Raw genomic sequence first — 25269 nt, 5'->3', positions numbered from 1 at the left:
ACTGTGACTGAAGCATAGGAGTTCCCTCCAATCGTTGCCTACTTTAAGTATAACAACAGTTAAAGGGAACATAGCCAATTGAGAAGTTGTCTTCATTAGTTACTGTCCAACGACCTCCACCTTCATTTAGTGCACCGACGATAACCAATTGGTTGAGGATCTCAGGGTCCACATTGTGAAATTGAACAACAAGTTGAGTCACCACTTCATCTGAAGACGCATCAAACTCTTGGTATTTAATGATATGAGCGCCAGATTCGCCCCCCATAGAAGTGTTGATCGTAAAGTCAATGTTACCTTGATCATCTGACTTCACGATATCGGTAGCACCACCACCACTTTCAGTGACAAGCAGACGGGTTTGGTCATCTATTGCCCCCGTATTATCCTCTGGCTCAACGATTGGATTAACTTGGACATTCACCGTACCATTGATGGTTTTCTCAGCGATACCTTCACCGGGATTCGAAGCGTCAACATATTCATGGTCAATCTCTTTCACAGTGACGGTCGTGGTCAAGTCAAAGTCAGTACTTGAATCCTGCTCCAACTGGACTTGAACATAGCCACTTTGAGAGATTTTAGCGGAAAAATCTTGCTCTGATTCACCAGCTTGCGGTGAAAGCGTTAGTGTTCCAGAAACAAGCGCTTGTGCCACACCATCTACATAGACCGTGCTGCCTGGAGGAAATCCAGAGATGGTTACATCACTAAAGAATTCATCGGTATCAGGGCTTTGTACGAGCGTCGGTTTCCAATCGATGTCAAAGCGCGTATCTTCATCTCCCTCCGATCGAACAACGTAGTTATCTTGAGCGTCAATAACGGGTTCGACCTTGATCCTTACCTCTCTTTCAATCACACGACTATGACCATCATTTTCGGTAACAATGATCGTCCCTGTAATCGCAATGTTTTCGGTTGAAGAGGCTTCTGGAATAATTTGAATACCGGAATTAAAATTCAGCCCAGTGATGTTTGCTTCGTAAATCGGTTGACCGTTACCATCATAGCCAACAAAGGTGAGGTCAACGCTTGAACCGTCTGAATCTACGACACGAACACCGTCGGGGATGTTGGACAGGATAACAGTAATGGCTTCTGAATCATCCTGTGGTCTATCGGCAACTTCACCTGATACAACCGAGAAGTTGAGGTTTACAACACCATTCTCTTCAATAGTCGTCTCTATCCCGGCCACATCTCCGTCTACGAATCGGTTCCAAACGTTCCCCGCGTCAATTAATACCGTGTCTGGTATGTCAGCAACACCTTTTACACCAACGATGACGGTCTTACTGCCCAGTGACAACACATCTTCTGTCGTACCGGTAGACAATGATGCTGTGTCTTTCACAATGCCTTCGACATTGAAAGTAAAGTCATCATTGCTGTGCAACGGAGGAAGAACTTCGACGTTCGCTAATTCAGACTCTGGCACTTCGTAATAAAGTACATTGCCGCCTGAATCGGTCACTTCTACTATCTGACTTGGGTTTGCTGAGTCCAGCCACACCAAAGTAACCCCATCAATTGAGAAGTTAGAAATGCGCACAAATAACGCTTCAGAACCATCTAAGTCCGCTGATGGTTTCATGGTGATCACTTCACTTAATTGGAGTGGGTCGTGATCAGTGACAGGGTCTACCGTATTTTGAGTTCGAGCATTATCCTCAAACACATTAATTCGGTTTACAGTAAAACTACCTTTATCCGCAACTGGGTTTACATCAATAATGATGGTTTCGGTTTCTGAGCGAGCGGTATCTTTCCCAAGCAGTGGATTGTTGTTTTCCGTCGTAATAGCGGTGACATCAATTCTGATTTCGCCCGAGAAGTTATCTATCGGATCAACTTGAACTTCATCAATTCGGCTTGCATCCACCAGATAAACACCACCGGATTTTGGTATCGCACTACCATCTGAATAGACTAACTCTGCGTTACCTTCTCCTTGTGTAAAGACAAGCTCGTACACAATGCCTTCAGGGTTACTAGTGTCTTGGGTTTCAGCCGTGATGTTAAGTGCGACATTGTTTCCATCTTCATCAACCGAGTAGTTAAATTCGCTGCTTGCCGTCCACGTTGCAATATCTGCGACGGCAGCAACTTCAATGTCTAAACGACCATTAATCGTATGATCTGGCGTACCATTGTTAAGAATTTCCACGCGGATACGAGGATCGATACCAGAAGCATCGGTTGATGTATGACGATCTGGTACGAAGTACAAGTTATCTAACGAGACAAGCTCACCATTGAATGACTGCTCAACATTTGATGCGTCGAGAACAACCGTATTGCCCACAGATGTTAATTCAATGTAGTTGCCACTGCCGTCTCTGTAGTAGAACGTACCGTTGTGAGTATCAGCATCTCGAATAGTGATGTCACCTAAGCTCTCGTTACGGTCGATATCGTGTAAATTGATAACCAAGTCGACTTTCGCAGGGCTAACATCCAGCGTCGACAAGTTGTCCTGAGTATTTGCAGAGTCAACGCCCACAACGACACCATCACGCCCTTGGTCTTCGAACGCAGTAACGGTAGACGTGTCAATTTGCGCATTGCGGTCTCTTATCGAGATATCCACATCGGCATCTGCGATATCGCCATCACCATCGGTTGCAACAACGTTGATGGTGAAATCAATCGAGTCGGTTTCGGTATGGTCAAGGTCGTCATTCGGACGGAATGACACACTGCCATCGGTTCGAACAACCAAACGACCGATTTCAGTATCCACTCCGTCAAGAACCTTGTGAACAAATACGACTTGGTCGCTGCCGTTCAAATCGACAGAATCAGAATCAACACCATTTTGCTTAAAGTAAATGCCTGAATCATCAGCCGAGAATGAAGTCACTTGTGCGCCGTCAGCACCAAGGTCATCATCCCCCTCTACAGGGTCTCGGAATAAACGAACCGTGCGGCTGCCTTGCCCCTCAACACGCGAAATAGATGCATCGTGCAAGGTTGGAACATCATCGGTAATCGTCACTGGTAAGTTAATACCTGCCGTATCACCATCGACATCGGTCGCAAAGACTGGGAGATCAAGTATGAGTGTATCTTCGCCTTGAGTTGAGTGATCTAGCGCACCCTCAAGCGTAAACTTGTAAGAGCCGTCAGCGTTCAAAACTAGTGTGAACACTGAGTTACCATCAGGTGTTTGACCTTGATAAGTAAAGTTGTTGTTGCTTACCGCGGTTTGAACTAACGTCACCGCAAAACCACCTGAAGTTACTCCTGGTATCGGGTTAGAAGTAAGATCCAACTGATAAGAGACAACGGTATCTGCCCCTTCCACCGTATCGAAATTGCCCGTTGCTTCTAGGCTGTCTTTGTTGGTTGCCTGAGAGCCGTTGGCAAGGTCATCCTCATCAACAGCCAAAGCATCTGCTGATTTAATTTCGGGAATGTCATCAACTACGGTAATTGGAAGATTCAGTGATGATGACGTGTCACCATCAAAGTCTGTTACTGTAATTGGAATATCAATGACAAGGTTGTTTTCACCTTGAACAGCGTCATGGTCGATTGGTCCCAACAGCTCAAATTGGTAGCTGTCATTATTCGCATCAAGAGACAGCGTGAAGATCTTAGTTGATGTGCCAGTAATAACCGCTTCGTAACTGGTTACTCCACCATTCGTGCTTACTAGATTCAACTCGATGCTGCTGCCGTTCGACGTTAAACCAGACACGACTGCATCGAGGTCTGAAACTTGGTAGCTGACAATCTTGTCTGCACCAGCAACGACCTCAAATCCGCCGTTCAATACCGTTGAATCACTACTTGTCGTGTCAGAGCCACCGGAAAGATCATCTTCATCAACGGTTTGTTGGCTAGAGTCTGTCACTTTCACAATAGCTGGGACATCGTCCACCACGGTGATCGGCAAGGTGATGTTATTGGACACATCGCCATCAAAATCAGTCGCGTTGACTGGGAAGTTAATGACCAACGAGTTTTCATCGTTACCCGCAGGATGATCAAGTGCACCCAACAGTTCAAATTCATAACTGTCTGCTGAACCATTTAGCGTCAGTTTAAAGACGGTGTCCGTCGTACCTTGTACATAAGCTCGGTACTCAATCACACCGTTTGAATTTGAAAACTCAACCAACTCAAGCGGTTGACCACCTGAGGTAAGTCCAGAAACAGGCGACGTTAAGCTATCCAACTGGAAGCTAACGATAGAGTCGGCACCATCAGTAACGTCAAAGTTGCCACCAATGATATTGGATTCTGGCGTGTCGTCCGAACCTTGGCTCGGAATATCATCCTCATCCACAGACAAGGTACTACCAGAGCTAATAGCATCAATGGTTGGCTTGTCATCTACGATGGTCACTGGCAAGGTCGCAGTGATGATATCGTTGTCGCCATCCGTGATCTTCACAGGTAGATTCAACAAAATCTCATCAGAGTTAATCGCGTGATCTAACTGACCAGATAACTCAAAGTCGTATTTACCATCTTGATGAAGTGTCAACGTGAAGACCGTCACTCCACCCGGAGTTTGTCCCACGTAAACACGCGCGTCAGCAGTTGAAGCACCAACGTCTTGAGAAAGTGTTACCTCTTCTCCACCCGATTTCAGATTCGGGATAGGATTTGAGCTCAGATCCAATTCGAAAGCATCAATACCATCTGCGCTAGTGACTTCGAATTCACCTGATACCGTTAACGGCTCTTTAGTGCCATCAGAACCAAGAGGTAAGTCATCTTCGTCGACACGTAGACTTTCAATATTGGTAACAACTGGAACATCGTCCACAACGGTAATTGGCAATGTGAAGGCTGGTGAAGTATCACCATCATTATCTGTCGCCGTCACAGGGAGGTTAATAACAATCTCATTTTGCTGATTACCATCTGGATGATCAAGCGGCTTCTGTAAATCAAACTCGTAGGTGTTGTTCGTTGCATCCAACGTCAGTTCGAACACCACTTCAGCAGGATTGCCAGCGACACCTTGGTATACGTTCACGCCGTTTGCGCTAGAAGACAGAACTAAGGTGATAGCTTCACCATCTGAAGTCAGTGACGCAACAGGCGTGGTCAGGTCACTCAGCTGAATAGAAGCAACTTGGTCAGCACCTTCGGTGATATCAAAAGTACCTGAAATAACAGTATCTTCTGCACTTGCAGCATCCGTACCTGCTGGTAGGTCATCTTCATCAACGGTTTGTTCGCTGCCTGCTAGTAAACCGTCAATGGTCGGAACATCATCCACAACCGTAATTGGTAAGGTGATGTTGTTCGACACGTCTCTATCAAAGTCAGTCGCGTTTATCGGTAAATTGATGACCAGTTCATTTTGGCCATCAGCATTTGGATGATCGAGAGGAGCAAGCAAATCGAAAGTGTAGCTATCATCAGAAGCATCGAGAGTCACACGGAATACTGGTGTCGTCGTGCCATCAATACGAGCTTCGTAAACTGAAACGCCACCTGCGTTTGATACTTCAACCATAACCAGAGATTGACCACCAGAGGTCAGGCCTTGTACTGGCGTGGTTAGGTCAGAAACGCTGTACTCCACAATGCCATCAGAGCCATCAGTCGCGATGAAGTTACCTGCAATGCTGTTCGACTGCGTACCATCAGATCCGACTGTTGGGATATCGTCCTCGTCAACCGTTTGCACACTTGTTGCTTCGATGCCACCAAGTGTCGGTTTGTCATCAACGATCTTGACAGGAATTGTCTCAGCAGACGTGTCGCCATCAAAGTCGGTTGCGATGATTGGGAAGTTCAGTGTCAGCTCGTCACTATCTACCGCGTGGTCGATTGGACCTTCTAGCGTGAAGTTATAAGAGCCATCGGTATTCACTGTCAGCGTAAAGACCGCTTCAGTCCCCGCTGCCGCTTGGTAAGTAAAGCTACCATCGCCGTTTGCGGTTTCCGTCAGTGTGACTGCCACGCCTTGTGATGTGAGTCCAGCTACAGGTGTTGCAGAAGCATCGAGCTGATAGCTCACCACTCGGTCCGAGCCTTGTGTGGTGGTAAAGTTACCATCGATTGAAATCGGGTCAGTTTGGTCTGAGCCAATCGTACTTAAGTCATCTTCATCAACGGTAATCGCATCGACATCAGTAATGGTCGGTTTATCATCCACGATGGTGACTGGGATCGTTTCTGTGGTGGTATCACCATCAAAATCCGTTGCGATGATTGGGAAGTTCAGCGTCAGCTCATCACTGTCTACCGCATGGTCGATTGGCCCTTGCAGCGTGAAGTTGTATGAGCCATCCGTGTTTACTGTTAGCGTAAATACGGCTTCAGTTCCTGCTGTCGCTTCATAAGTGTAGCTACCGTCGCCGTTTGCAGTTTCAGTCAGCGTGACGGCCACACCTTGTGATGTTAGACCGTCAACAGGCGTTGCAGCAGCATCCAATTGGTAGCTTACTACCCCATCAGAGCCTTGCGTTGTAGTGAAGTTGCCATCGATTGAAATTGGATCTGAGCCGTCGGAGCCAATCGTCGCTAAGTCATCTTCATCCACGCGGATTGCGTCTACGTCAGTGATGGTTGGTTTATCATCAACGATGGTGACAGGTAACGTCTTCGATGAGGTGTCGCCATCAAAGTCTGTTGCGATAATCGGGAAGCCGATTTGCAGACTGTCGCTATTCACCGCATGGTCTAGTGGGCCCTGCAGAGTAAAGGTGTAGCTGCCATCTGGCTTCACCACCAGTTCAAATACGGCATTGCCATCTGCTGTGGCAGTGTAAGTAAAGCTGCCATCACCATTTGTTGTCTCAGCAAGTACGACAGGCTCACCATGAGAGGTTAACCCTGCTACTGGATCTGCTGTTGCATCAAGCTGGTATTTAACAACGCTGTCCGAGCCTTCAGTTGTGCTGAAAGACCCCGACATAAACGCATCATCGTTTTGGTCTGAGCCAATTGAAGCGAGATCATCTTCGTCCACCGTGAGTGGAACAACGTTGTCAATGGTTGGAACGTCATCAGTAATCGTAACTGGAATGGTCGCGGTCGTCGTATCGCCATCAAAGTCTGTTGCAATGATTGGGAAGTTCAGTACTAGCTCATCGTTGTTTAACGCGTGATCGATTGGCCCTTCTAGACGGAAGTTGTATGTGCCGTCTGCATTCACATTCATGGTGAAAACCGGATTGCCATCCGCGGTAGCCACGTAAGTGAAGCTGCCATCGGCATTCGCAGTCTCTACCAAAGTAACAGGCTCACCTTGAGAAGTTAAACCTGAAACAGGATCAGCCGTTGAATCAAGTTGGTAGCTCACCACACGGTCTGAACCTTGAGTGGTCGTGAACGCGCCTTCAACATAAACAGCGTCAGTTTGGTCTGAGCCAATACCTGATAAATCATCTTCGTCTACTGCAAGAGGCACAACATTATCTATGATTGGTGCATCATCCGTGATCGTGACTGGAATGGTTGCCGAAGTCGTATCACCATCAAAATCGGTGGCAATAATTGGGAAATCAATCGTCAGGCTGTCGCTGTTAGCTGCATGGTCAATCGGGCCTTGCAGCGTAAAATCGTAAGTGCCATCTGTTGCTACGTTTAACGTGAATACCGGATTGCCGTCTGCGGTCGCCACATAAGTAAAGCTGCCATCACCGTTGGCGGTTTCCACCAAGGTAATCGCCTCACCTTGAGACGTTAGCCCCGCAACAGGATCAGCCGTTGAATCCAGTTGATAGCTCACCACTCGGTCAGAGCCTTGAGTGGTCGTAAACGCGCCTTCAACGAACAGATCGCCGCCAGGGTCGGAACCCACACCGCTAAGGTCGTCTTCATCGACACTTAACGCATCCACCGCTGTGATGGTCGGTACATCATCAACAATCGTGACTGGAATGGTTTCAGTGACAGTGTCGCCATCAAAGTCGGTTGCGATAATTGGGAAATTTAGTGTCAACTCGTCACTATCAACCGCGTGATCAATCGGCCCTTCTAGCGTGAAGTTATAAGAGCCATCAGTATTCACAGTCAGCGTAAAGACCGCTTCAGAGCCCGCTGTTGCTTCGTAGGTAAAACTGCCATCACCATTTGCAGTTTCTGTTAGCGTGACAGCCACACCTTGCGAGGTTAAACCGTCAACTGGTGTTGATGTGCCATCGAGTTGGTAGCTCACCACTCGGTCTGAACCTTGCGTGGTGGTGAAGTTACCATCAATAGAAATCGGGTTGCTTTGGTCTGAGCCAATTGACGCTAGATCATCTTCATCAACCGTAATGGAATCCACGTCAGTAATAACTGGCTTATCGTCTACGATCGTCACTGGGATAGTGGCATTTGTGGTGTCGCCATCAAAGTCGGTCGCGATGATTGGGAAGTTCAGTATCAACTCATCACTATCTACTGCGTGGTCGATTGGACCTTCAAGCGTGAAGTTATAGCTACCATCAGTATTCACTGTCAGCGTAAAGACCGCTTCAGTACCCGCTGTCGCCTCGTAAGTAAAGCTGCCATCACCGTTTGCGGTTTCAGTCAGCGTGACGGCCACGCCTTGTGATGTAAGGCCGTCAACTGGTGTTGCAGAAGCATCAAGCTGATAGCTCACCACTCGGTCCGAGCCTTGTGTGGTGGTGAAGTTGCCATCGATTGAAATCGGGTCAGTTTGATCTGAGCCAATCGTGCCTAAATCATCTTCATCAACGGTAATCGCATCGACATCGGTAATGGTCGGCTTATCATCCACGATGGTGACTGGGATCGTTTCTGTGGTGGTATCACCATCAAAATCCGTCGCGATGATTGGGAAGTTCAGTGTCAGCTCATCACTGTCTGTCGCATGGTCAATTGGCCCCTGAAGCGTGAAGTTGTATGAACCATCCGTATTCACGGTCAGCGTAAATACGGCTTCAGTTCCTGCTGTCGCTTCATAAGTGTAGCTACCGTCGCCGTTTGCAGTTTCCGTCAGCGTCACTGCCACACCTTGCGATGTTAGGCCATCAACTGGCGTTGCAGCAGTATCTAATTGGTAGCTTACTACCCCATCAGAACCTTGCGTTGTAGTGAAGTTGCCATCGATTGAAATTGGATCTGAGCCGTCAGAGCCAATCGTCGCTAGGTCATCTTCATCCACACGGATTGCGTCTACGTCAGTGATGGTTGGTTTATCATCAACGATAGTGACAGGTAACGTCTCCGATGAGGTGTCGCCATCAAAGTCTGTTGCGATAATCGGGAAGTCGATTTGCAGACTGTCGCTATTCACCGCATGGTCTAGTGGGCCCTGCAGAGTAAAGGTGTAGCTGCCATCTGGCTTCACCACCAGTTCAAATACGGCATTGCCATCTGCTGTGGCAGTGTAAGTAAAGCTGCCATCACCATTTGTTGTCTCAGCAAGTACGACAGGCTCACCATGAGAGGTTAACCCTGCTACTGGATCTGCTGTTGCATCAAGCTGGTATTTAACAACGCTGTCCGAGCCTTCAGTTGTGCTGAAAGAACCCGACATAAACGCATCATCGTTTTGGTCTGAGCCAATTGAGGCGAGATCATCTTCGTCCACCGTGAGTGGAACAACGTTGTCGATAGTTGGAACGTCATCAGTAATCGTGACGGGAATGGTCGCGGTCGTCGTATCGCCGTCAAAGTCTGTTGCAATGATTGGGAAGTTCAGTACTAATTCATCGCTGTTTAACGCGTGATCGACCGGCCCTTCCAGACGGAAATTGTATGTGCCATCAGCATTCACGTTCATGGTGAAAACCGGATTGCCATCCGCGGTAGCCACGTAAGTAAAGCTGCCATCAGCATTCGCAGTCTCTACCAGAGTAACTGGCTCACCTTGGGAGGTTAGCCCCGAAACAGGATCAGAAGTTGAATCAAGTTGGTAGCTCACCACACGGTCTGAACCTTGGGTAGTGGTGAACGCGCCTTCAACAAACACAGCGTCAGTTTGGTCTGAGCCAATACCTGATAAATCATCTTCGTCTACAGCCAGAGGCAAAACATTATCGATGATTGGTGCATCATCCGTAATCGTGACTGGAATGGTTGCCGAAGTCGTATCACCATCAAAATCGGTGGCAATAATTGGGAAATCAATCGTCAGGCTGTCGCTGTTAGCTGCATGGTCAATCGGGCCTTGCAGCGTAAAATCGTAAGTGCCATCTGTTGCTACGTTTAACGTGAATACCGGATTGCCGTCTGCGGTCGCCACATAAGTAAAGCTGCCATCACCGTTGGCGGTTTCCACCAAGGTAATCGCCTCACCTTGAGACGTTAGCCCCGCAACAGGATCAGCCGTTGAATCCAGTTGATAGCTCACCACTCGGTCAGAGCCTTGAATAGTGGTAAACGCGCCTTCAACGAACACAGCGTCAGTTTGGTCTGAGCCCACGCCGCTAAGGTCATCTTCATCGACACTCAACGCATCCACCGCTGTGATGGTCGGTACATCATCAACAATCGTGACTGGAATGGTTTCAGTAACGGTGTCGCCATCGAAGTCGGTTGCGATAATTGGGAAGTTGAGTGTCAGCTCATCACTATCCACCGCGTGATCAATTGGCCCTTCTAGCGTGAAGTTGTAAGAGCCATCAGTATCTACTGTCAGAGTAAATACTGGGTTGCCACCCGCAGTCGCTTCATAAGTGAAACTACCATCACCATTTGCGGTTTCTATCAGTGTGACAGCCACGCCTTGCGATGTTAAACCGTCCACTGGTGTTGCTGAAGCATCGAGTTGGTAGCTCACCACTCGGTCAGAGCCTTGTGTGGTAGTAAAGTTGCCATCAATAGAAATTGGATTGCTTTGGTCTGAGCCAATTGACGCTAGATCATCTTCATCAACCGTAATGGTGTCGACGTCGGTAATAACAGGCTTATCGTCCACGATTGTCACTGGGATAGTGGCATTTGTGGTGTCGCCATCAAAGTCTGTTGCGATGATTGGGAAGTTGAGTGTCAGCTCATCGCTATCTACCGCGTGGTCGATTGGACCTTCAAGCGTGAAGTTATAGCTACCATCAGTATTCACCGTCAGCGTAAAGACCGCTTCACTACCCGCTGTCGCCTCGTAAGTAAAGCTGCCATCAGCGTTTGCGGTTTCAGTCAGCGTAACTGCCACGCCTTGTGATGTAAGGCAGTCAACTGGTGTTGCAGAAGCATCAAGCTGATAACTTACCACTCGGTCAGAGCCTTGTGTGGTGGTGAAGCTACCATCAATAGAAATCGGGTCAGTCTGGTCCGAACCAATCGTGCCTAAATCATCTTCATCAACAGTAATCGCATCAACATCGGTAATAGTTGGCTTATCATCCACGATGGTAACAGGCAATACGATTTGGCTTATGTCACCATCGAAGTCTGTAGCAATAACGCTAAAATCAAGGGTTAAGCTGTCGCTATTTGCCGCATGGTCAATTGGACCTTGCAGCTCAAAACTGTACGAGCCGTCGGTATTCAAAATTAATGTGAAAACTGCACTGCCATTTGCCGTTGCGCTGTAGGTGTAACTGCCATCTGCATTTTGCGTTTCGGCAATGGAAACGGTTTGACCTTGAGATTGCAGGCCATTTAAAGAATCAGCGTTTACATCCAACTGATACTGTACGACGCCATCAGAACCTTGAGTTGTCGTAAACTGACCTTCGACCAGCGTTGACTGTGATTGGTCAGAGCCTACCAAACTTAAGTCATCTTCATCGACGGTAAGAGCGACAACGTCATTAATGGTTGGCACATCATCGGCAATGGTTACCGGTAGAACAAGTGAACTGGTGTCACCGTCAAAGTCCGTTGCGACAATAGTGAAGTCTAGAGTTAAGCTATCGCTACCCACAGCATGATCGATTGGACCTTCAAGGGTAAATGAATAAGAACCGTCAGGGTTCACTTGTAAGGTGAAGATAGCGTCCCCTTCTGCCGTTGCAGAATAGGTAAAGCTGCCATCTGAATTGGTTGTTTCCGTCAGATAGATAGATCGCCCCTGCGATTCCAACCCATTGAGTGGATCAGTGCCGCTCTCTAATTGATAACTTACAACACGGTCTGAGCCCTGAGTCGTCGTGAAGCTACCTTGCGCGAACACAGAGTCGCTTTGATCGGAGCCAATGCTTGATAAATCGTCTTCATCGACGGCTAGCGCATCAACGCCATCAATCGAAGGAACGTCATCTTGAACTTGAATGACAATTTGCGCAGCTTCTGGTGTGTTCGAACCTTCGGTAATAGAGGAGCGGTCACCATCCGCATCTACCGCGTAAACTGGCAGTGAGAAAGTGAGCGAGTCATCGTTAGCACCCGTATGGTCAAGTTGTTCATACAAGTTGAATTGGTATTCGCCCAATGCAGGTGCATCAATCGCCACATCAAATACGGTAATACGCACACCATCCAGCTCGATGAAGCCTTCGTAAGTACGTACGCCGTTACTCTCGGACGCTAGTTCTAGTTGAACAACCTGCCCTTGAGATTGGAGTTCTCCACCAACATTGAACTCTGTAGGTTCCAACTCATAGTGATCAATGATGTCACTTCCGACCGCTGTCGTGATCGACCCAGTACCACTTGTTACTGCCGCGCCTTCCTGTGAACCTTGGTCAACCCCCGCCTCATCTAAAGACAAGCCCGTCACGTTCTCAATCACTGGGTTATCGCCATCGAGGATGGTCATCGTAAAGGTGTTGCTTGCCGTATCTTGGTCATAGTCGACGATTGTGGTTGGTAAAGAGAGCTCAATCGTATCTTCACCGTTTGTTTGTTCTAACGGCTTAAATTGCTCAAATTGGTAGGTACCATCAGTATTCAGACTGATGGTTAAGACGGTTTCATTCGAGCCAGCAATGGACAAGGTGATAGTACTGCCGTCTTCAGAGAGTACCGCTTCTGTCGCCTGATTATCACTCAGTAGGCCATCGAACTGACTAAGTCCTTCTTGATTAAACGTGACCGTTGCCAATTGATCACTACCAATATCAACAAAGGTGCCAGTAATTGGTGTAGAAGAAGATTCAACGTTTTCAAAAGTAACGTTTTGCGGCGCAGGATCATCGCCATCAATAACGGTTGTCGTAAAATCGATAGGCGCTTGAATGCTGTTACCACCAATATCTGCACCTGTAATATCAAAAGCAATATTGATTTGACCACCGACGATCGATACTTGGCCATCAGCAACAGACGCAACATGGTCAACGCCCTGGCTAATCGTGGTAACGACTTCTAACTCTAAATCACGGCCTACAGATGTCGCTTCGATCTCGATACGAAGCACTTCGTTACCTTCTTGAGTACCGATAATGGCATTTTGCGCTTCGTCATAAACGAACGCCACTGGCTGACCACCAGAGGTAATATCACTGTTAAGCTCAGTCAACAAAGACTCTAAAGAAGACGTTTCGGGTACAAATGAAGCAGTATCAAGTGCGAGATCCCCTGCTTCAACCAGCACACTAGACGAAATGGTTTGCGGGTAGCTTGATAGAGAAATTGAGCCTTCTGTTACGCTAGATTGCAGTGACTGCCCACCATCAGCAAAAATCGTGACATTCAAACCGTCATCTTCGTCGCGAGCATCTTCTCCGCTGCGAGTCGCAGACGTTTCAAAAAAAGTAGAAGCGAGTACTTCCGGGTTATTATATTCAACCGTCACGTAGCCAGCATTAGCCGAGCCTTCAGCACCTGCGCCAGCAGCTGTTGCTTCTAAGATAGCGGTAGGGTCAGCTCCGTCTAAAATAGCTTGCTGGATAGCGGCAATATCGTTGGCGTCGAAGTCAGCACTTCCAATAGCCGTTGGGTCAAAAGTCACCAAGCCATTAACTGGAGATTGTACCAATACTGGTTCTAACGGTTCAGAAGAAGGCACAGGAAGACAAGCAACACAATTTGCATCGACCAGATAAAGCTCATTATTTATCTGTACGTCGAGAGAAGCATTATTTTCTGTGATAATAATCTCGCCAGGTCTTAACTCATCCCCCGCTTTTATGACCTTAACGTTTCCATCCAGGCCCAAAACCAAAACTTCACCTTTGACAGCATTTACAATCGCGCTCTGCGGTACCGTGTGCGTACTCATCTGACCTCCGCTAATGGCTTACGTTTCCCATTAACCTTTTTAGATAATTTCTTATTAATTTAGTGCGGCATACTGCACACCTTTATACGATTAAACTAAGTATTGAATCATTAAACAATCGATAAATACCCTACTACCAAGCAACATAAGTAAAACTTACTCGTAGTCACAGAAATGTGACACATGTGCTGACGCGTAGATATCGAATAATTATATGAAATTGATACCTTATTCTGATTAAGTGTAGTTGTTTTAAGAAAAGAAGAGAGATGAAATCATTCAGCTAAACGCCAGACTGCCGGTTGCGATCAATAATGGAAGAAAAGCAATGAGAATGTTGTATACACCGGAGCGTGATGACATCTTAATCAATATCGGTGACGAAAAAAACGTAACGATTAAATATTGAACAACATAAATTGCAGGACAAAATGCAACGATAAAAAAGTGGCTTACGATATGAATCCCCGCACACCACGAGTTCGGTTTTGTTCTGATATACAGCAAAAAAAACACGAGCAAGCTAATAATAAAATACATAAACACAGCACTTGAAAATAATTATCATTTTCAATCATATGTAAATATTCCCTTACTTTCAATGGTGTTTGAGCTATTAATGTCATCGTTATTATCAATCAACACAATAAGTAAAATTATCAGTAATTCCAGTCCTAAACGTTTGCGTAATCGCTAACCTTCTCTTAACCTTGATTTGAGGCTTTTATCACGGTTTTTCCATTGATATAGTGCGTCCATACAACAAAAAAAGACCATTCGAGGCATGGAGCTTCCTCATTAATCTCAAGATGAGAAGAATTGGTACCGACAAAATTCGGCAGATTTTAAGAGGGTCAAAAAATGGACATGAATATGGTTGAGATTTTAGGTTATGCAGCTTCAATCATGGTCGCTATTTCGCTAACTATGAAAGATATTGTCAAGCTTCGTATCCTTAACTTTATTGGTTGTGCGCTATTTACTGCTTACGGACTAATGATTGATTCTTGGCCTGTAGTACTAACTAACGGTTTTATTGCTTGCGTTAACATCTACTTCCTAGCAAAAATGCAGCAGGAAAAAAAAAGCCTAGAGCCTGAGAAAGCGCAATAGCATTCAAACAATAAAAGCCCGCAAATCATAAGATTGCGGGCTTTTGCTTTTAACATTCCCTTTCTATCACAGCATCCTTAAACGAGCGCTAACGAACCCAGCTAAGTGCTAGTGTTTCTCGACGAGAAAACATGTCCACATGCGATGAAATGATCGCCTTCACCGTATTCAGTTTCTCTTCTGAATCCGCCTCACAGGTTATAGTTAAGCTAGATGCACAAAGGTTAAACTCAGCTTTTCCCGTCGGAAATGTCACCAAACCGCTATTTTCATTCCAAGTAGCAGGAACTTTTCGTCCAAAATGCCGACAAAGCGTCACTAAGTATTTGTCAGCGTGTTCGCTATCTATTCGGGTGCTTTCTTTAATCATGAACTTACTCGTTACTTTGAAACGTCCTATGAAGAACCTTGTTAGAATTGATAAGCTGCAGAGAGCTTGAAGTTGCGACCCGGCTCGTAGTCATCAAGCGTGAAGCCACGTGCAGTCCCCGAACGAGACGCATGAGAGCTGTACAACTCGTCAAATACATTATCAATACCAAAGGTCACCGACAGCCCATCAATATCAGACGGCACCCATTGAGCGTATAGATTATGCACATCATAACTTGCTTTCTTTGGCTGACCATCAAAGACGTTGTCTTCCTCTAGAACAAACATTGAGTTCCACCCGAAGATCGTTTCTAAAGCGTCTGACTGGTAATCCAAAGTTAGAGCAATGCTATCACCCATATCAATGCTACGCCCATTGCCCCCAGCAACAGGACCACCAGTATTCTTGTTTTTGGTGTCCGACTTAGAGTAAGAAAGTTTGCTGTTAAACTTGTCGTAACCATAAGAAGCACTTGCTTCAAAGCCTTTAATCTCAACATCACCTAAGTTGTAAATCAGGTAAGTTTGAGTCGCGTTTTGGTACTGATCTGCAATGTAATCATCAATTTCCGTTTGGAATACCGTAATATTCGCCCCAAAGAAATGCTTATCAAAGGTTTTATCAAAACGAACACCACCCTGCGTGTTCAATCCCGTTTCTGGCTTTAACCCATCCTCTAAAAATGCAACGTCTTGGTAAGCAATAAAGGTTTCCATTAGCTCTGGACCTTTAAATAGAGAGCGTGCACTCGCAAACAACGTCCAATCTTGCGTCACCGCCCATTCTGCTGCTAGAGCCCAAGTCACATCATCATAATTACTGTTTCCTGTCTCAGCTTTGCGTTTGTAATCATCAAAGCGCATACCTGCAGTAATAAAGAAGGCATCAGAGAAGAAGAACTGATCTTCTACAAACAGTGCGGTTGAAATCGCCGATTCGTCCATAAACTTACGACTACCGTAGTAACTCGAAGACGTTTTATCCATGTAGTCGAAGCCATAAGTGACTCGATTATCAAACTCACCTAACATAACATCTGACTGGAATTTGCCATTCAAACCAAAGTTTTGGTTTTTGGCGGTGTTCTTTGATAAACGGTTCGAGGGCCAACGAGGGGCCATCACCGTTTCGTCACGTTTAATTTCTGTCTCGGTATTATAAAGAGTGACGTTTCCTTGGTGTTGTTCGCCTCGCAACTCGTAACTCAAGGTAACGGTATCGCGGTCATAATCCGTAGGGATAAGTAACTTGCTCGACAGGCTATTATTTGCACTACCCGACATATCAGGACGCGGACTGTAATCTCCACTGTCTCGGTACATGTCATAAGAGAGCTCAAAACGATGGATGTCATTTAGTTCATACCCCAGCTTAGCCAGAATGTTGTAAACATCACCTGCAGCACCATAGGTTTTATTGCCATCACCATCTTCAAAATCATCACGCGTAACGTAATGGCCATAGACCATCGCATCAATGTTTTCGGACAAAAGTCCGTACAGTGTCAACGAACCTTGTTGGTTGTCGTTGGATGCATAGCCGCCATAAACACGCGCACCAAACTTTTCATCGTAACGAAGTAAGTCACGAGCGTCTTTCGTTTCAAAGTAGACCGAACCGCCTAACCCGTTTTGAGTCACAGAGTTATTACCTACCTGAATGTCCGCAGATTTGAGAATGTCAGGGTTCAACGTCAAGTTACCAATATGATGGAACATGCTCGCATGCTGAGAAGCACCGTCAAGACGAATGTCCAAATCGGTTTCGCTCAAACCACGAATCGTAATACGTTGATTCACAGAGTGTGTGCCACCAACATCCACACCGGGAATATCGCGCAGTAAATCAGACATATGATCCGCTTGCTTCAGTGACATGTCGTCCGCAAACATCGACTCAGTGTTGCTGGAAACTTTCGTTCCCCATACAACGACCTCTTCAAAATGTGACTCAGTATCTTGAGCTAAAACAGGGGTTGATAGCGCCATTCCCACTGCAAGGCAAAGGCTTGAAAGCTTGATAGGTGAACAAGCAGGGCTTTCCATAACTTAACTCCTAAATATTAATGATAATAATTCTCAGGTATAATAAGCATGAGTTTTATAAATACAAAGGCGATTCGGTTATGCGAAATCGCACAAGTGTTATGAGGAAGTGTCAAATGCAGGAAGTCACAACAAAACGAACTAAAATTGCCAAGATAGCTTTAACCCAAAGACTAGAGGCGACAGAGAAACAATGGATTGTCACGCAAGGCCAACCTTGTCAAACTCAACTGGCCGAAGGTAAGTTCCTATCATATCAGTACAATGATCAAATTTTTGTTCATGGCGGGCGTTGTCTAGAACTTATTGATTCGAATATTGTTTCTACTGCACACGCCTCACTGCTGGTCACTATTCTTTTAGAAGGTAGACTCTCGTTTGGCTACGACGATTTGCAATTTGATTTAGACGCGAGCGACGGCCCTAAGGGTGTAGTGGTGAACTTACTCAAACCTGCAAATTTTCGTCGTTCACTGCTCAAAGATAACCTCATTAATAAGATCAACATATTGGTTAAGCCCCAATGGCTAGAGGCCCGCCTTGAGCAAAATTGTAGTCATCGAGCCTTTTTTAACTCTCATCAGGCGTTTCAACAGTTGGAGCCTAACCAGACGCTATGCGAGCTGGCCGAAACGTTAACAAATAGAGAAACACCGCAAGAGTTCCAAGAGAAGCTAGAGGTCGAAAGCTTGATCTATCAAATATTACATCAAGCCACCAAGCAAATTCCTAAGAATTTCAGTGCTAAAAACAGCAATATTGAACGACACATTGATGGTCGGATTGAGGATATTGTCAGCTATATTGAAACTCACCTTGATCAAGAACTACGCTTGGAAAAGTTGGCGAGCCAATTCTCAATGAGTGTTTCAAACCTGCAGCGCCGATTTAAACAATCACTTAATATGACCATAAACGGCTACATTCGTTTTCGACGTCTTGAGATTGCTAGGCAACATTTGGAACGTGGCTTAGTGACGATAACAGAAGCCGCCTATGAAGCAGGATACCACCACCCTTCTAACTTCACTTATGCCTTCAAAAAGGCATTTGGTGTGCCACCACATGAAGTGATTAAAGAGTAAGGGGACTCTAGATAACTGACTGTTATTTAGGAGTGTCTTATCCACAACATCGGTATATACTCGCCTTAAACGTTATGGAGGTTAAACATGAATATTGGTGCTGTCGCGAAGCTCACAGGGCTTTCATCTAAGTCGATTCGATTATATGAAGACAAAGGGATCATATCTCCACCAGCGCGTAGCGACTCTGGCTATCGCGAATATTCAGATAATCATATTCAAGAGCTTAACTTGGTATCACGCGCAAAAAGCGCAGGCTTTTCGTTGCAAGAATGCAAAGAGTTCGTACAACTTGCTCATAACCCCAACCGCAAAAGTAGCGAAGTAAAAGCAAGAACCATGGACAAACTGAGAGAGGTTGAAGAAAAAATTGCACACCTCATGGAGATCAAAACGCAACTTGAAGGTTGGGTTTCTTCTTGTCCTGGAGATGCAGAGAGCCGATGCCCAATCATAGACGAGCTCACCAAGTAAGCCCGCCTATCTATTGATCTCGTTAAAAACGAACTAGCTCGCTTAATGATAAGTACACATGCGCTTACCGTTTAACTCTATGATGTTAAATGGCGTTTCATAGATGTCCTCTAGCGTAGATGCTTGAATAACCTCTTCAACCGCACCACTCGCCACAACCTTGCCTTTCTTAAGCGCCAATATGACATCTGAGTAACACGCCGCGAAATTAATATCATGAATCACGACCACCATGGCTTTATTCATGTCATGGGCTAACTGCTGCACAACTTTCATGATCTGAAGAGAGTGTTTGATATCTAAGTTATTAAGAGGTTCATCAAGAAAGACATAATCTGTATCTTGTGCAATCACCATAGCAATAAATGCAAGCTGTCGCTGACCACCACTTAATTCATCCAAGTATTTGTCTTGAATATCTTGCAAATCTAAGTAGTCGATCGCTTGTTCTATGACCTCATGATCTTCTTTAGTCAGATTTCCTTTAGAGTATGGGAAACGACCAAAAGAGACTAACTCTTTTACGGTAAACCGCATTGTAATCGAGTTAGCTTGGCGAAGTACTGCCAGTTTTTTCGCTAGCTCTTTTGTGTCCCATTCCGCGATTTCCTTGCAATCAATGATAACACTACCGCCATCTCGCTCCGTTAAGCGCGAGGCCATAGATAACAGCGTGCTCTTTCCCGCGCCATTTGGACCGATAATCGATGTTACCTTGCCCTTTTCAAACTGAGTATTGGCCTCGTCTACGACTTTGTTTGAACCGAAAGCCTTCGTTAATTTATCTATTACTATCATATTTATACAACTTTGTTTTTCAGCAGCAGGTATAAGAAATACGCACCGCCGATAAAGTTAATTACGACACTCAACGTCGTCTCAAAACTGAACACGTTTTCGATTATCCATTGCCCAGCAAGTAGTGAACTTATGGATAGAAACGAACATCCGACCAATAGCGTTTTATGTTGGTAACTTCGAAACATTTCTCGGCTTAAGTTGGTCACTAGTAAACCAAAGAACATGATTGGCCCTACCAAAGCCGTAGAAATAGCAATCAAAACCGCCGAGATAATAAACACATTTCTCGTCACTTTAGGTACATCAACACCCAAGCTTTTCGCATTGTCTTGGTCGAGCCAAAACACATCTAAAGTGCGATGCATCCTAAACAACAACCAACATGCAAACATCAAAGCCGGAGCACTAAAGTAAACCAAGTTCACTTTGACATTATTGAAACTGGCGTACAGTTTCGACTGAACAATCGCATATGTGTTTGGGTCCATCAGCAAAGAAAAGAATGACGCCGCATTGGAAAATAGCTGACCAAAGATCAAGCCGACCAATAGCAACGTAATCAAGTTCTTGCTTCCTTTTGAAAAGTAAAACCCAAACAGCAGTAGCGAAAACGACACCATTACAATTACTGCAATCGCGAAATTGACGTACAAGTTAAGAACTAAGGTACTCAACCCACCAAAAATCAACACGATCAAAATTTGGGTTAACACATACAGCGCATCAAAACCCATGATACTTGGCGTTAAAATTCGGTTGTGCGTAATGGTTTGAAATACAAGTGAAGACTGAGCAATGGCCACACCCGCTAGCACTATCGCCAATACTTTAGGGACTCTACGAGACAAAAAATATTGGTAGTTGTCAGCCGTTAGCCCAATACCAATAAACAGACACGCGAAAAGAATCGCAATGCCACCTAGCAGCAGGATTTTCGTTGAATCACGCATGTTGCTTACCTCGCAACAACATAGCGATGAATACCACTCCACCCAATATGCTGATCACGATAGAGATTGGCATTTCATGAGGGAAAATAATTAAACGACTCACCAAGTCGCAACACAACACTAAAATGGCCCCATACATGGCCGTAAGCGGAATGTTCTTTTTGAGGTTATCGCCATAAAAGTGACTCACGAGATTCGGTACAATCAGCCCTAAGAATGGCAACTGGCCAACAATCATCACGACACTTGCTGACATGATGGACACCAATAGCACACCAATCGTCACAATCTGCTGATAATTCAAACCCAAGTTAATCGCGAAATCTTTTCCGATACCTACGGCGGAGATCCTTGCGGCAAAAAGATAGCTGAGGATAACCATTGGTACCGCGATGTACAGCAGTTCAAAATCACCACGCAAGATGTTAGCGAAGTTTGCGACTGTCCAAGCATTCAGACTTTGAAGTGCATCATATTTGTAAGCGATAAACGTAGTCATGGATTGGATGACATTGCCGAAAATAATCCCGACAAGTGGCACAAAAACCACGCTCTTAAATTGAATGCGCTGAATAAAGAAAACAAACGCCAGCGTCCCAAATACCGAGATGCCGAACACGAGCCAAAGGTGATTATCATTACCAAAGAAAACCACGCTCAGTACATAGCCCAGCATGGCACATTCGATCGTACCAGTTGTAGAAGGTGCCGCAAATCGGTTCTGGCTGATTTGCTGCATGACAAGACCTGCAATACTCAAGCCAGCACCAGCAAGCAATATGGCAAATAAACGTGGTATACGGCTGGTAAAGAAAAGTTCTAATGCTTTCTCATCACCTGAAAAGAGTTGTTGGGGCGTCATGTTTGCCACCCCAACAAATAACGAAACCGTGCTTAAAACCACAAGGGTTAGCAATAACTTCTTCAAAGTTAACCTCTGCTATCTTGGATTACAGTTCAACGGTTTGCTTTATCTCACTGACCATTTTTTCTGTTGCTGTCACACCAGACATCGACAAGTACCACGCGTCCACATCTAAATAAGTGATTTTATGATTTTTATATGCTGCGGTCGCTTTGACTAAGTCGTTATCCATGGATTTACGAATATCGTTATCCGGCGTACCTGTCAGAGAATTTCGGTCAACCACGAGAATATTTTTCGGGTTAGCTTCACGAATAAACTCATAAGAAATGACATCTCCGTGAGTGCCCGTTTTCACGTGCTCAACCGTTTCCAAGAAGCCAAAGTCGTTATAAATGACGCCAAATCGCGACTGGGCACCAAACGCGCTGATGTTGTCACCCATGCTCAAAATCGTTAATGCATCATTTTTGTTCGATTGGTTGTAGTCACGGATTGCTTTGAATTGAGCATCTAGCGCTTCAATTTTCTGCTCTACTTTTTCTTCGATATTAAAGATCTTACCAATATTGCGCCATTGCGCTTGCGTGCCTTCCCAATAGCCTTGGTTCTCTTTCGCCGCAAAAACAACTGTAGGGGCAATTTCACTCAGCTCTTCATATTTCGCAGACGCTCGCGGACCAACCAAAATCAAATCCGGTTTTTGCATGTAGATGGTTTCAAAATCAGGTTCAAACAAACTACCCGCAGAGGTGTAGTTATCTTTGCTGTATTTTGAAAGGTAACTAGGAAGATTAGAAGAGTTAGATACTGCAACAGGATCGATACCAAAGTTGTCCAACGCATCTAGCGGGCCAAAGCCAATCACAACCACACGCTCTGGGGATTGTTCTAGCTCTGTTTGACCCATGTAGTGGTCAATCACAACTTTAGCAGCGAAAGAAGGAGAAACAGTAAATAACGACAGCATAGCCGCACCAACGAATTTTTTCATTTTGTTAAGCCTTAATGAGATCTATTATCATACGCGTTCGCAATATAACGCTACTCTTTAATGCATTCAACAAAATTTAAGGTACTTTACATTAGTTACGTTTACTCAAGACTTAGATATATCAAAGACTTATAAAACCCATCAGTTCCAATACCTGGGCGTATCATTCATGCGCTTCAATAAACGCTTTGAGTGCCAGCTCATCAATAATCTCCAAACCGTTGTCCGTTTTTGTAATCAATCCCTTTTCAATCAAGTCCTTAACTGCACGTCGATAGACTCGGCCTGAGGTACCAAACCGCTCAGCCTCTTGGTTCACTTTATCAAAACCACCAAGCAACTTATCCGTCTGATTACGGACGAGAAGATCATAGGCAATGTTGTAAGTAATGGGATGCAACAAACGGTTAGTGTAGATATCCATGGAGTCTTGATAATCCTCAGCCAATGCTGAAGCGAAGAACACCATCATTTGGGGATGATTTTGCAGTGCTTCGGTTAGTTTTTGGATACAGATAACATCAACCTGCATATGTTCATCTGCTATCACATTCCATTGACAAGGAGTCTGAGTGAAGAACTCCATTTCACCATAAATATGATAGTCGCAGTTAGCTTCCCCTAATTGAAAACGTCGTCCATTTGCGGCCAATATGTTCATCGAGACTCGACCTACTGGCACAACATACAAGTACTGAAGTTGCTCACCTTGGCGGAGAATTGCTTCCCCAGCATCAAAGTAACGCGAATTTATTTGGCATTGATAAATCAAATCGCGAAAGGTGGCACTCTTTTCTTCAAGGTATGTTTTGAAGCGACCAGTCGGATAAGGGCTGATTTTCATTTTCTGCTCTCTCAGAAAAAGTTACGGACAACTATTTAAGGTGGATTGTACCCCGTAACTCCAAATAAAAAAGCGACAGTGACCTGTCGCTTTACATCTATTCTGTTTATGTGACTTACTGAGATAGAGACTGGCTAACGCTGAGCAACCAAGGCTTCTAATGCCGTAATCGCGGCACTCTTCTCACCTTGCATCATTACTTTGGCTTCATCAACGTACTGACCAACACCTTCTTTCACATCTTGTTGATACAGCACCACGTTGTTTAATATCGAAGCCACATTAAGGCCTCGTAGTCGACCGACCGTAAACAGCGCAGAGGTTTCCATATCGGCACCTAAGATGCCTTTCTTGTTCCAATGTTGGCATATTGCATCTTCGTCATCGGTATAGAAACTGTCGTGAGAACGCACCACACCAAAATGATAATGCACTTTTTGCATCGACAAGTAACGCTCAACTTCCTTTAACAGTGAAAAGCTTGCGTAGGCTGGATAAGACGAATCGACATACGCTTTAGAGCCGCCCTCATCTCTTACCGCGCCTTCGGCAATGATCAACTCGCCAAGGTGAATGCCTGATTGCATTGCCCCCGCCGATCCAACGCGTACCACATGAGTCACACCGCACTGTTTTAGCTCTTCCACTGCGATGATCATCGATGGCGCACCTATACCTGTACTACACACTGAAACAGGCTTGCCTTTGTAGTTGCCGGTAAACACACGGTACTCGCGGTTTTCCGACACCATTTCTGCATCATCAAATAATGCCGCGATACGATTCGCTCGATCTGGCTCGCCGCATACAATAACGAAGGGAGCGATTTGTGTTTCATCCACTCCGATATGAGGTTGTTTGGCCATTCTTCGTTCCTTAAGCAGCAGCGTGCGCTAAGGTTTTATCGCCATTGCGCTTAGCGCTACGAGCCCATTCACGCGTGCCATTGGCAGCGATGAACATAAGAATCGCGTACTGAACAGACATTGCGTAAACACCTTGCGTCGCGTAGATACCCACACTGATAATGTTAATCACGACCCATAGAATCCAGTTTTCGACGTATTTACGTGTCATCAGAATTTGTGCAACAACAGAAAGTACTGTCATGGTTGCATCCCAGAACGGAAACGCGTCAGGTTCAAGCACCGGTTCAGCCAAGCCAGCACCAAAGAGATTCAAGCTATCAACAGCAATGTTTGCTAGCGCAAAGAAAAATGGGTCGATATAGATCGTTAATAATGCGATACATGCAACGCTAATAGAGGCAGTAGTAATAAGTTTCTGTTTATTTAACCAGCGAACTTCCAGCGTTTCACCTTGTGCGTTTGGACGGGTCCACGCATACCAGCCGTAAATGTTCGCACAGAAGAAAAACAATTGAAGAAGCAATAATCCGTATAACTGAATTTGAAAAAAGATAACGGCAAAAAGCGTGACATTCAGCAAACCGAATAAGTAGTTGATGGTTTTTTCTTGGCTGGCAAACCAAATGCAAAGCAGTCCAAAAACGGTACCGAAAGCTTCGATCCAACTCATTGCGTAGCCGTCGCCGATCGGAATGTTAACGAGAGTATTATTAATATCGAGTAAGGCAAAGAGGTCCATAACATGTCCTTTATTATTTTGTTTGGAATACGCTTATATTAGAGCGTGATCCCCAACAAAAAGGAGGACATTTGTCCTCCTCTTG

General features: G+C 45.3%; 13 protein-coding genes. 3 read left to right on the top strand and 10 right to left on the bottom strand.

Features of this window, described 5'->3' with window-relative positions; genetic code table 11:
• Positions 1-43 precede the first annotated feature (43 nt).
• Positions 44-14032, bottom strand: a complete 13989-nt coding sequence (locus R7035_RS09765; protein ID WP_318146110.1) for a retention module-containing protein — start codon at positions 14030-14032, stop codon at positions 44-46.
• 861 nt (positions 14033-14893) lie between these two features.
• Here R7035_RS09765 and R7035_RS09760 point away from each other — a divergent pair.
• A complete protein-coding gene (locus tag R7035_RS09760) occupies positions 14894-15145 on the top strand; it encodes a YgjV family protein (RefSeq protein WP_005376619.1) in 252 nt (83 codons plus the stop codon).
• A gap of 88 nt (positions 15146-15233) precedes the next feature.
• Here the strand turns inward: R7035_RS09760 and R7035_RS09755 are convergent, their stop codons facing one another.
• Both R7035_RS09755 and R7035_RS09750 read right to left on the bottom strand, forming a co-directional pair.
• Positions 15234-15515, bottom strand: a complete 282-nt coding sequence (locus tag R7035_RS09755) for a DUF2218 domain-containing protein (RefSeq protein ID WP_005376622.1) — start codon at positions 15513-15515, stop codon at positions 15234-15236.
• A 41-nt stretch (positions 15516-15556) separates the two neighbouring features.
• A complete protein-coding gene (locus tag R7035_RS09750) occupies positions 15557-17563 on the bottom strand; it encodes a TonB-dependent siderophore receptor (RefSeq protein ID WP_025767866.1) in 2007 nt (668 codons plus the stop codon).
• A gap of 116 nt (positions 17564-17679) precedes the next feature.
• Here R7035_RS09750 and R7035_RS09745 point away from each other — a divergent pair, with 116 nt between their 5' ends.
• Both R7035_RS09745 and cueR read left to right on the top strand, forming a co-directional pair.
• Entirely contained in the window at positions 17680-18648 is a 969-nt protein-coding gene (locus R7035_RS09745) for a helix-turn-helix domain-containing protein (RefSeq protein WP_025767867.1), read from the top strand.
• A gap of 87 nt (positions 18649-18735) precedes the next feature.
• A complete protein-coding gene (gene cueR, locus R7035_RS09740) occupies positions 18736-19122 on the top strand; it encodes a Cu(I)-responsive transcriptional regulator (RefSeq protein ID WP_005376627.1) in 387 nt (128 codons plus the stop codon).
• 42 nt (positions 19123-19164) lie between these two features.
• Here the strand turns inward: cueR and vctC are convergent, their stop codons facing one another.
• The 7 genes from vctC to pnuC all read right to left on the bottom strand — a co-directional run bounded on the left by vctC (position 19165) and on the right by pnuC (position 25184).
• Entirely contained in the window at positions 19165-19920 is a 756-nt protein-coding gene (gene vctC, locus R7035_RS09735) for an iron chelate ABC transporter ATP-binding protein VctC (protein ID WP_017635379.1), read from the bottom strand.
• Between the two features lie 2 nt (positions 19921-19922).
• Positions 19923-20873, bottom strand: coding sequence for an iron chelate uptake ABC transporter permease subunit VctG (gene vctG / locus R7035_RS09730; RefSeq protein ID WP_005376631.1), 951 nt, complete (start codon positions 20871-20873; stop codon positions 19923-19925).
• Complete coding sequence (gene vctD / locus R7035_RS09725) at positions 20866-21801, bottom strand: iron chelate uptake ABC transporter permease subunit VctD (RefSeq protein WP_213971769.1); 936 nt, start codon at positions 21799-21801, stop codon at positions 20866-20868. The genes vctG and vctD overlap by 8 nt, the downstream gene beginning before the upstream one ends.
• Before the next feature lie 22 nt (positions 21802-21823).
• Positions 21824-22732 carry a siderophore ABC transporter substrate-binding protein gene (locus R7035_RS09720; protein ID WP_005376635.1) on the bottom strand — a complete coding sequence of 303 codons (909 nt, stop codon included), beginning with the start codon at positions 22730-22732 and terminating at the stop codon, positions 21824-21826.
• Between the two features lie 163 nt (positions 22733-22895).
• Positions 22896-23576: a Crp/Fnr family transcriptional regulator gene (locus R7035_RS09715; protein ID WP_005382613.1), complete on the bottom strand. Its 681-nt coding sequence runs from the start codon at positions 23574-23576 to the stop codon at positions 22896-22898.
• Positions 23577-23710: 134 nt separating this feature from the next.
• A complete protein-coding gene (locus tag R7035_RS09710; RefSeq protein ID WP_256900933.1) occupies positions 23711-24442 on the bottom strand; it encodes a nucleoside phosphorylase in 732 nt (243 codons plus the stop codon).
• A gap of 10 nt (positions 24443-24452) precedes the next feature.
• Complete coding sequence (gene pnuC / locus R7035_RS09705; protein WP_025767870.1) at positions 24453-25184, bottom strand: nicotinamide riboside transporter PnuC; 732 nt, start codon at positions 25182-25184, stop codon at positions 24453-24455.
• Positions 25185-25269: the final 85 nt, after the last annotated feature.

The sequence above is a fragment of the Vibrio sp. 1731 genome, from assembly GCF_033339955.1.
Lineage (GTDB): Bacteria > Pseudomonadota > Gammaproteobacteria > Enterobacterales > Vibrionaceae > Vibrio > Vibrio alginolyticus.
The sequence above is the reverse complement of the archived record's forward strand: the minus strand, read 5'-3'. Positions and strand labels throughout refer to the sequence as shown.

Coding starts and splice junctions, on each gene's coding strand:
- R7035_RS09765 (WP_318146110.1), bottom strand. CDS start 14,032: ATGAGTACGCACACGGTACCGCAGAGCGCGATTGTAAATGCTGTCAAA.
- R7035_RS09760 (WP_005376619.1), top strand. CDS start 14,894: ATGGACATGAATATGGTTGAGATTTTAGGTTATGCAGCTTCAATCATG.
- R7035_RS09755 (WP_005376622.1), bottom strand. CDS start 15,515: ATGATTAAAGAAAGCACCCGAATAGATAGCGAACACGCTGACAAATAC.
- R7035_RS09750 (WP_025767866.1), bottom strand. CDS start 17,563: ATGGAAAGCCCTGCTTGTTCACCTATCAAGCTTTCAAGCCTTTGCCTT.
- R7035_RS09745 (WP_025767867.1), top strand. CDS start 17,680: ATGCAGGAAGTCACAACAAAACGAACTAAAATTGCCAAGATAGCTTTA.
- cueR (WP_005376627.1), top strand. CDS start 18,736: ATGAATATTGGTGCTGTCGCGAAGCTCACAGGGCTTTCATCTAAGTCG.
- vctC (WP_017635379.1), bottom strand. CDS start 19,920: ATGATAGTAATAGATAAATTAACGAAGGCTTTCGGTTCAAACAAAGTC.
- vctG (WP_005376631.1), bottom strand. CDS start 20,873: ATGCGTGATTCAACGAAAATCCTGCTGCTAGGTGGCATTGCGATTCTT.
- R7035_RS09720 (WP_005376635.1), bottom strand. CDS start 22,732: ATGAAAAAATTCGTTGGTGCGGCTATGCTGTCGTTATTTACTGTTTCT.
- R7035_RS09715 (WP_005382613.1), bottom strand. CDS start 23,576: ATGAAAATCAGCCCTTATCCGACTGGTCGCTTCAAAACATACCTTGAA.
- R7035_RS09710 (WP_256900933.1), bottom strand. CDS start 24,442: ATGGCCAAACAACCTCATATCGGAGTGGATGAAACACAAATCGCTCCC.
- pnuC (WP_025767870.1), bottom strand. CDS start 25,184: ATGGACCTCTTTGCCTTACTCGATATTAATAATACTCTCGTTAACATT.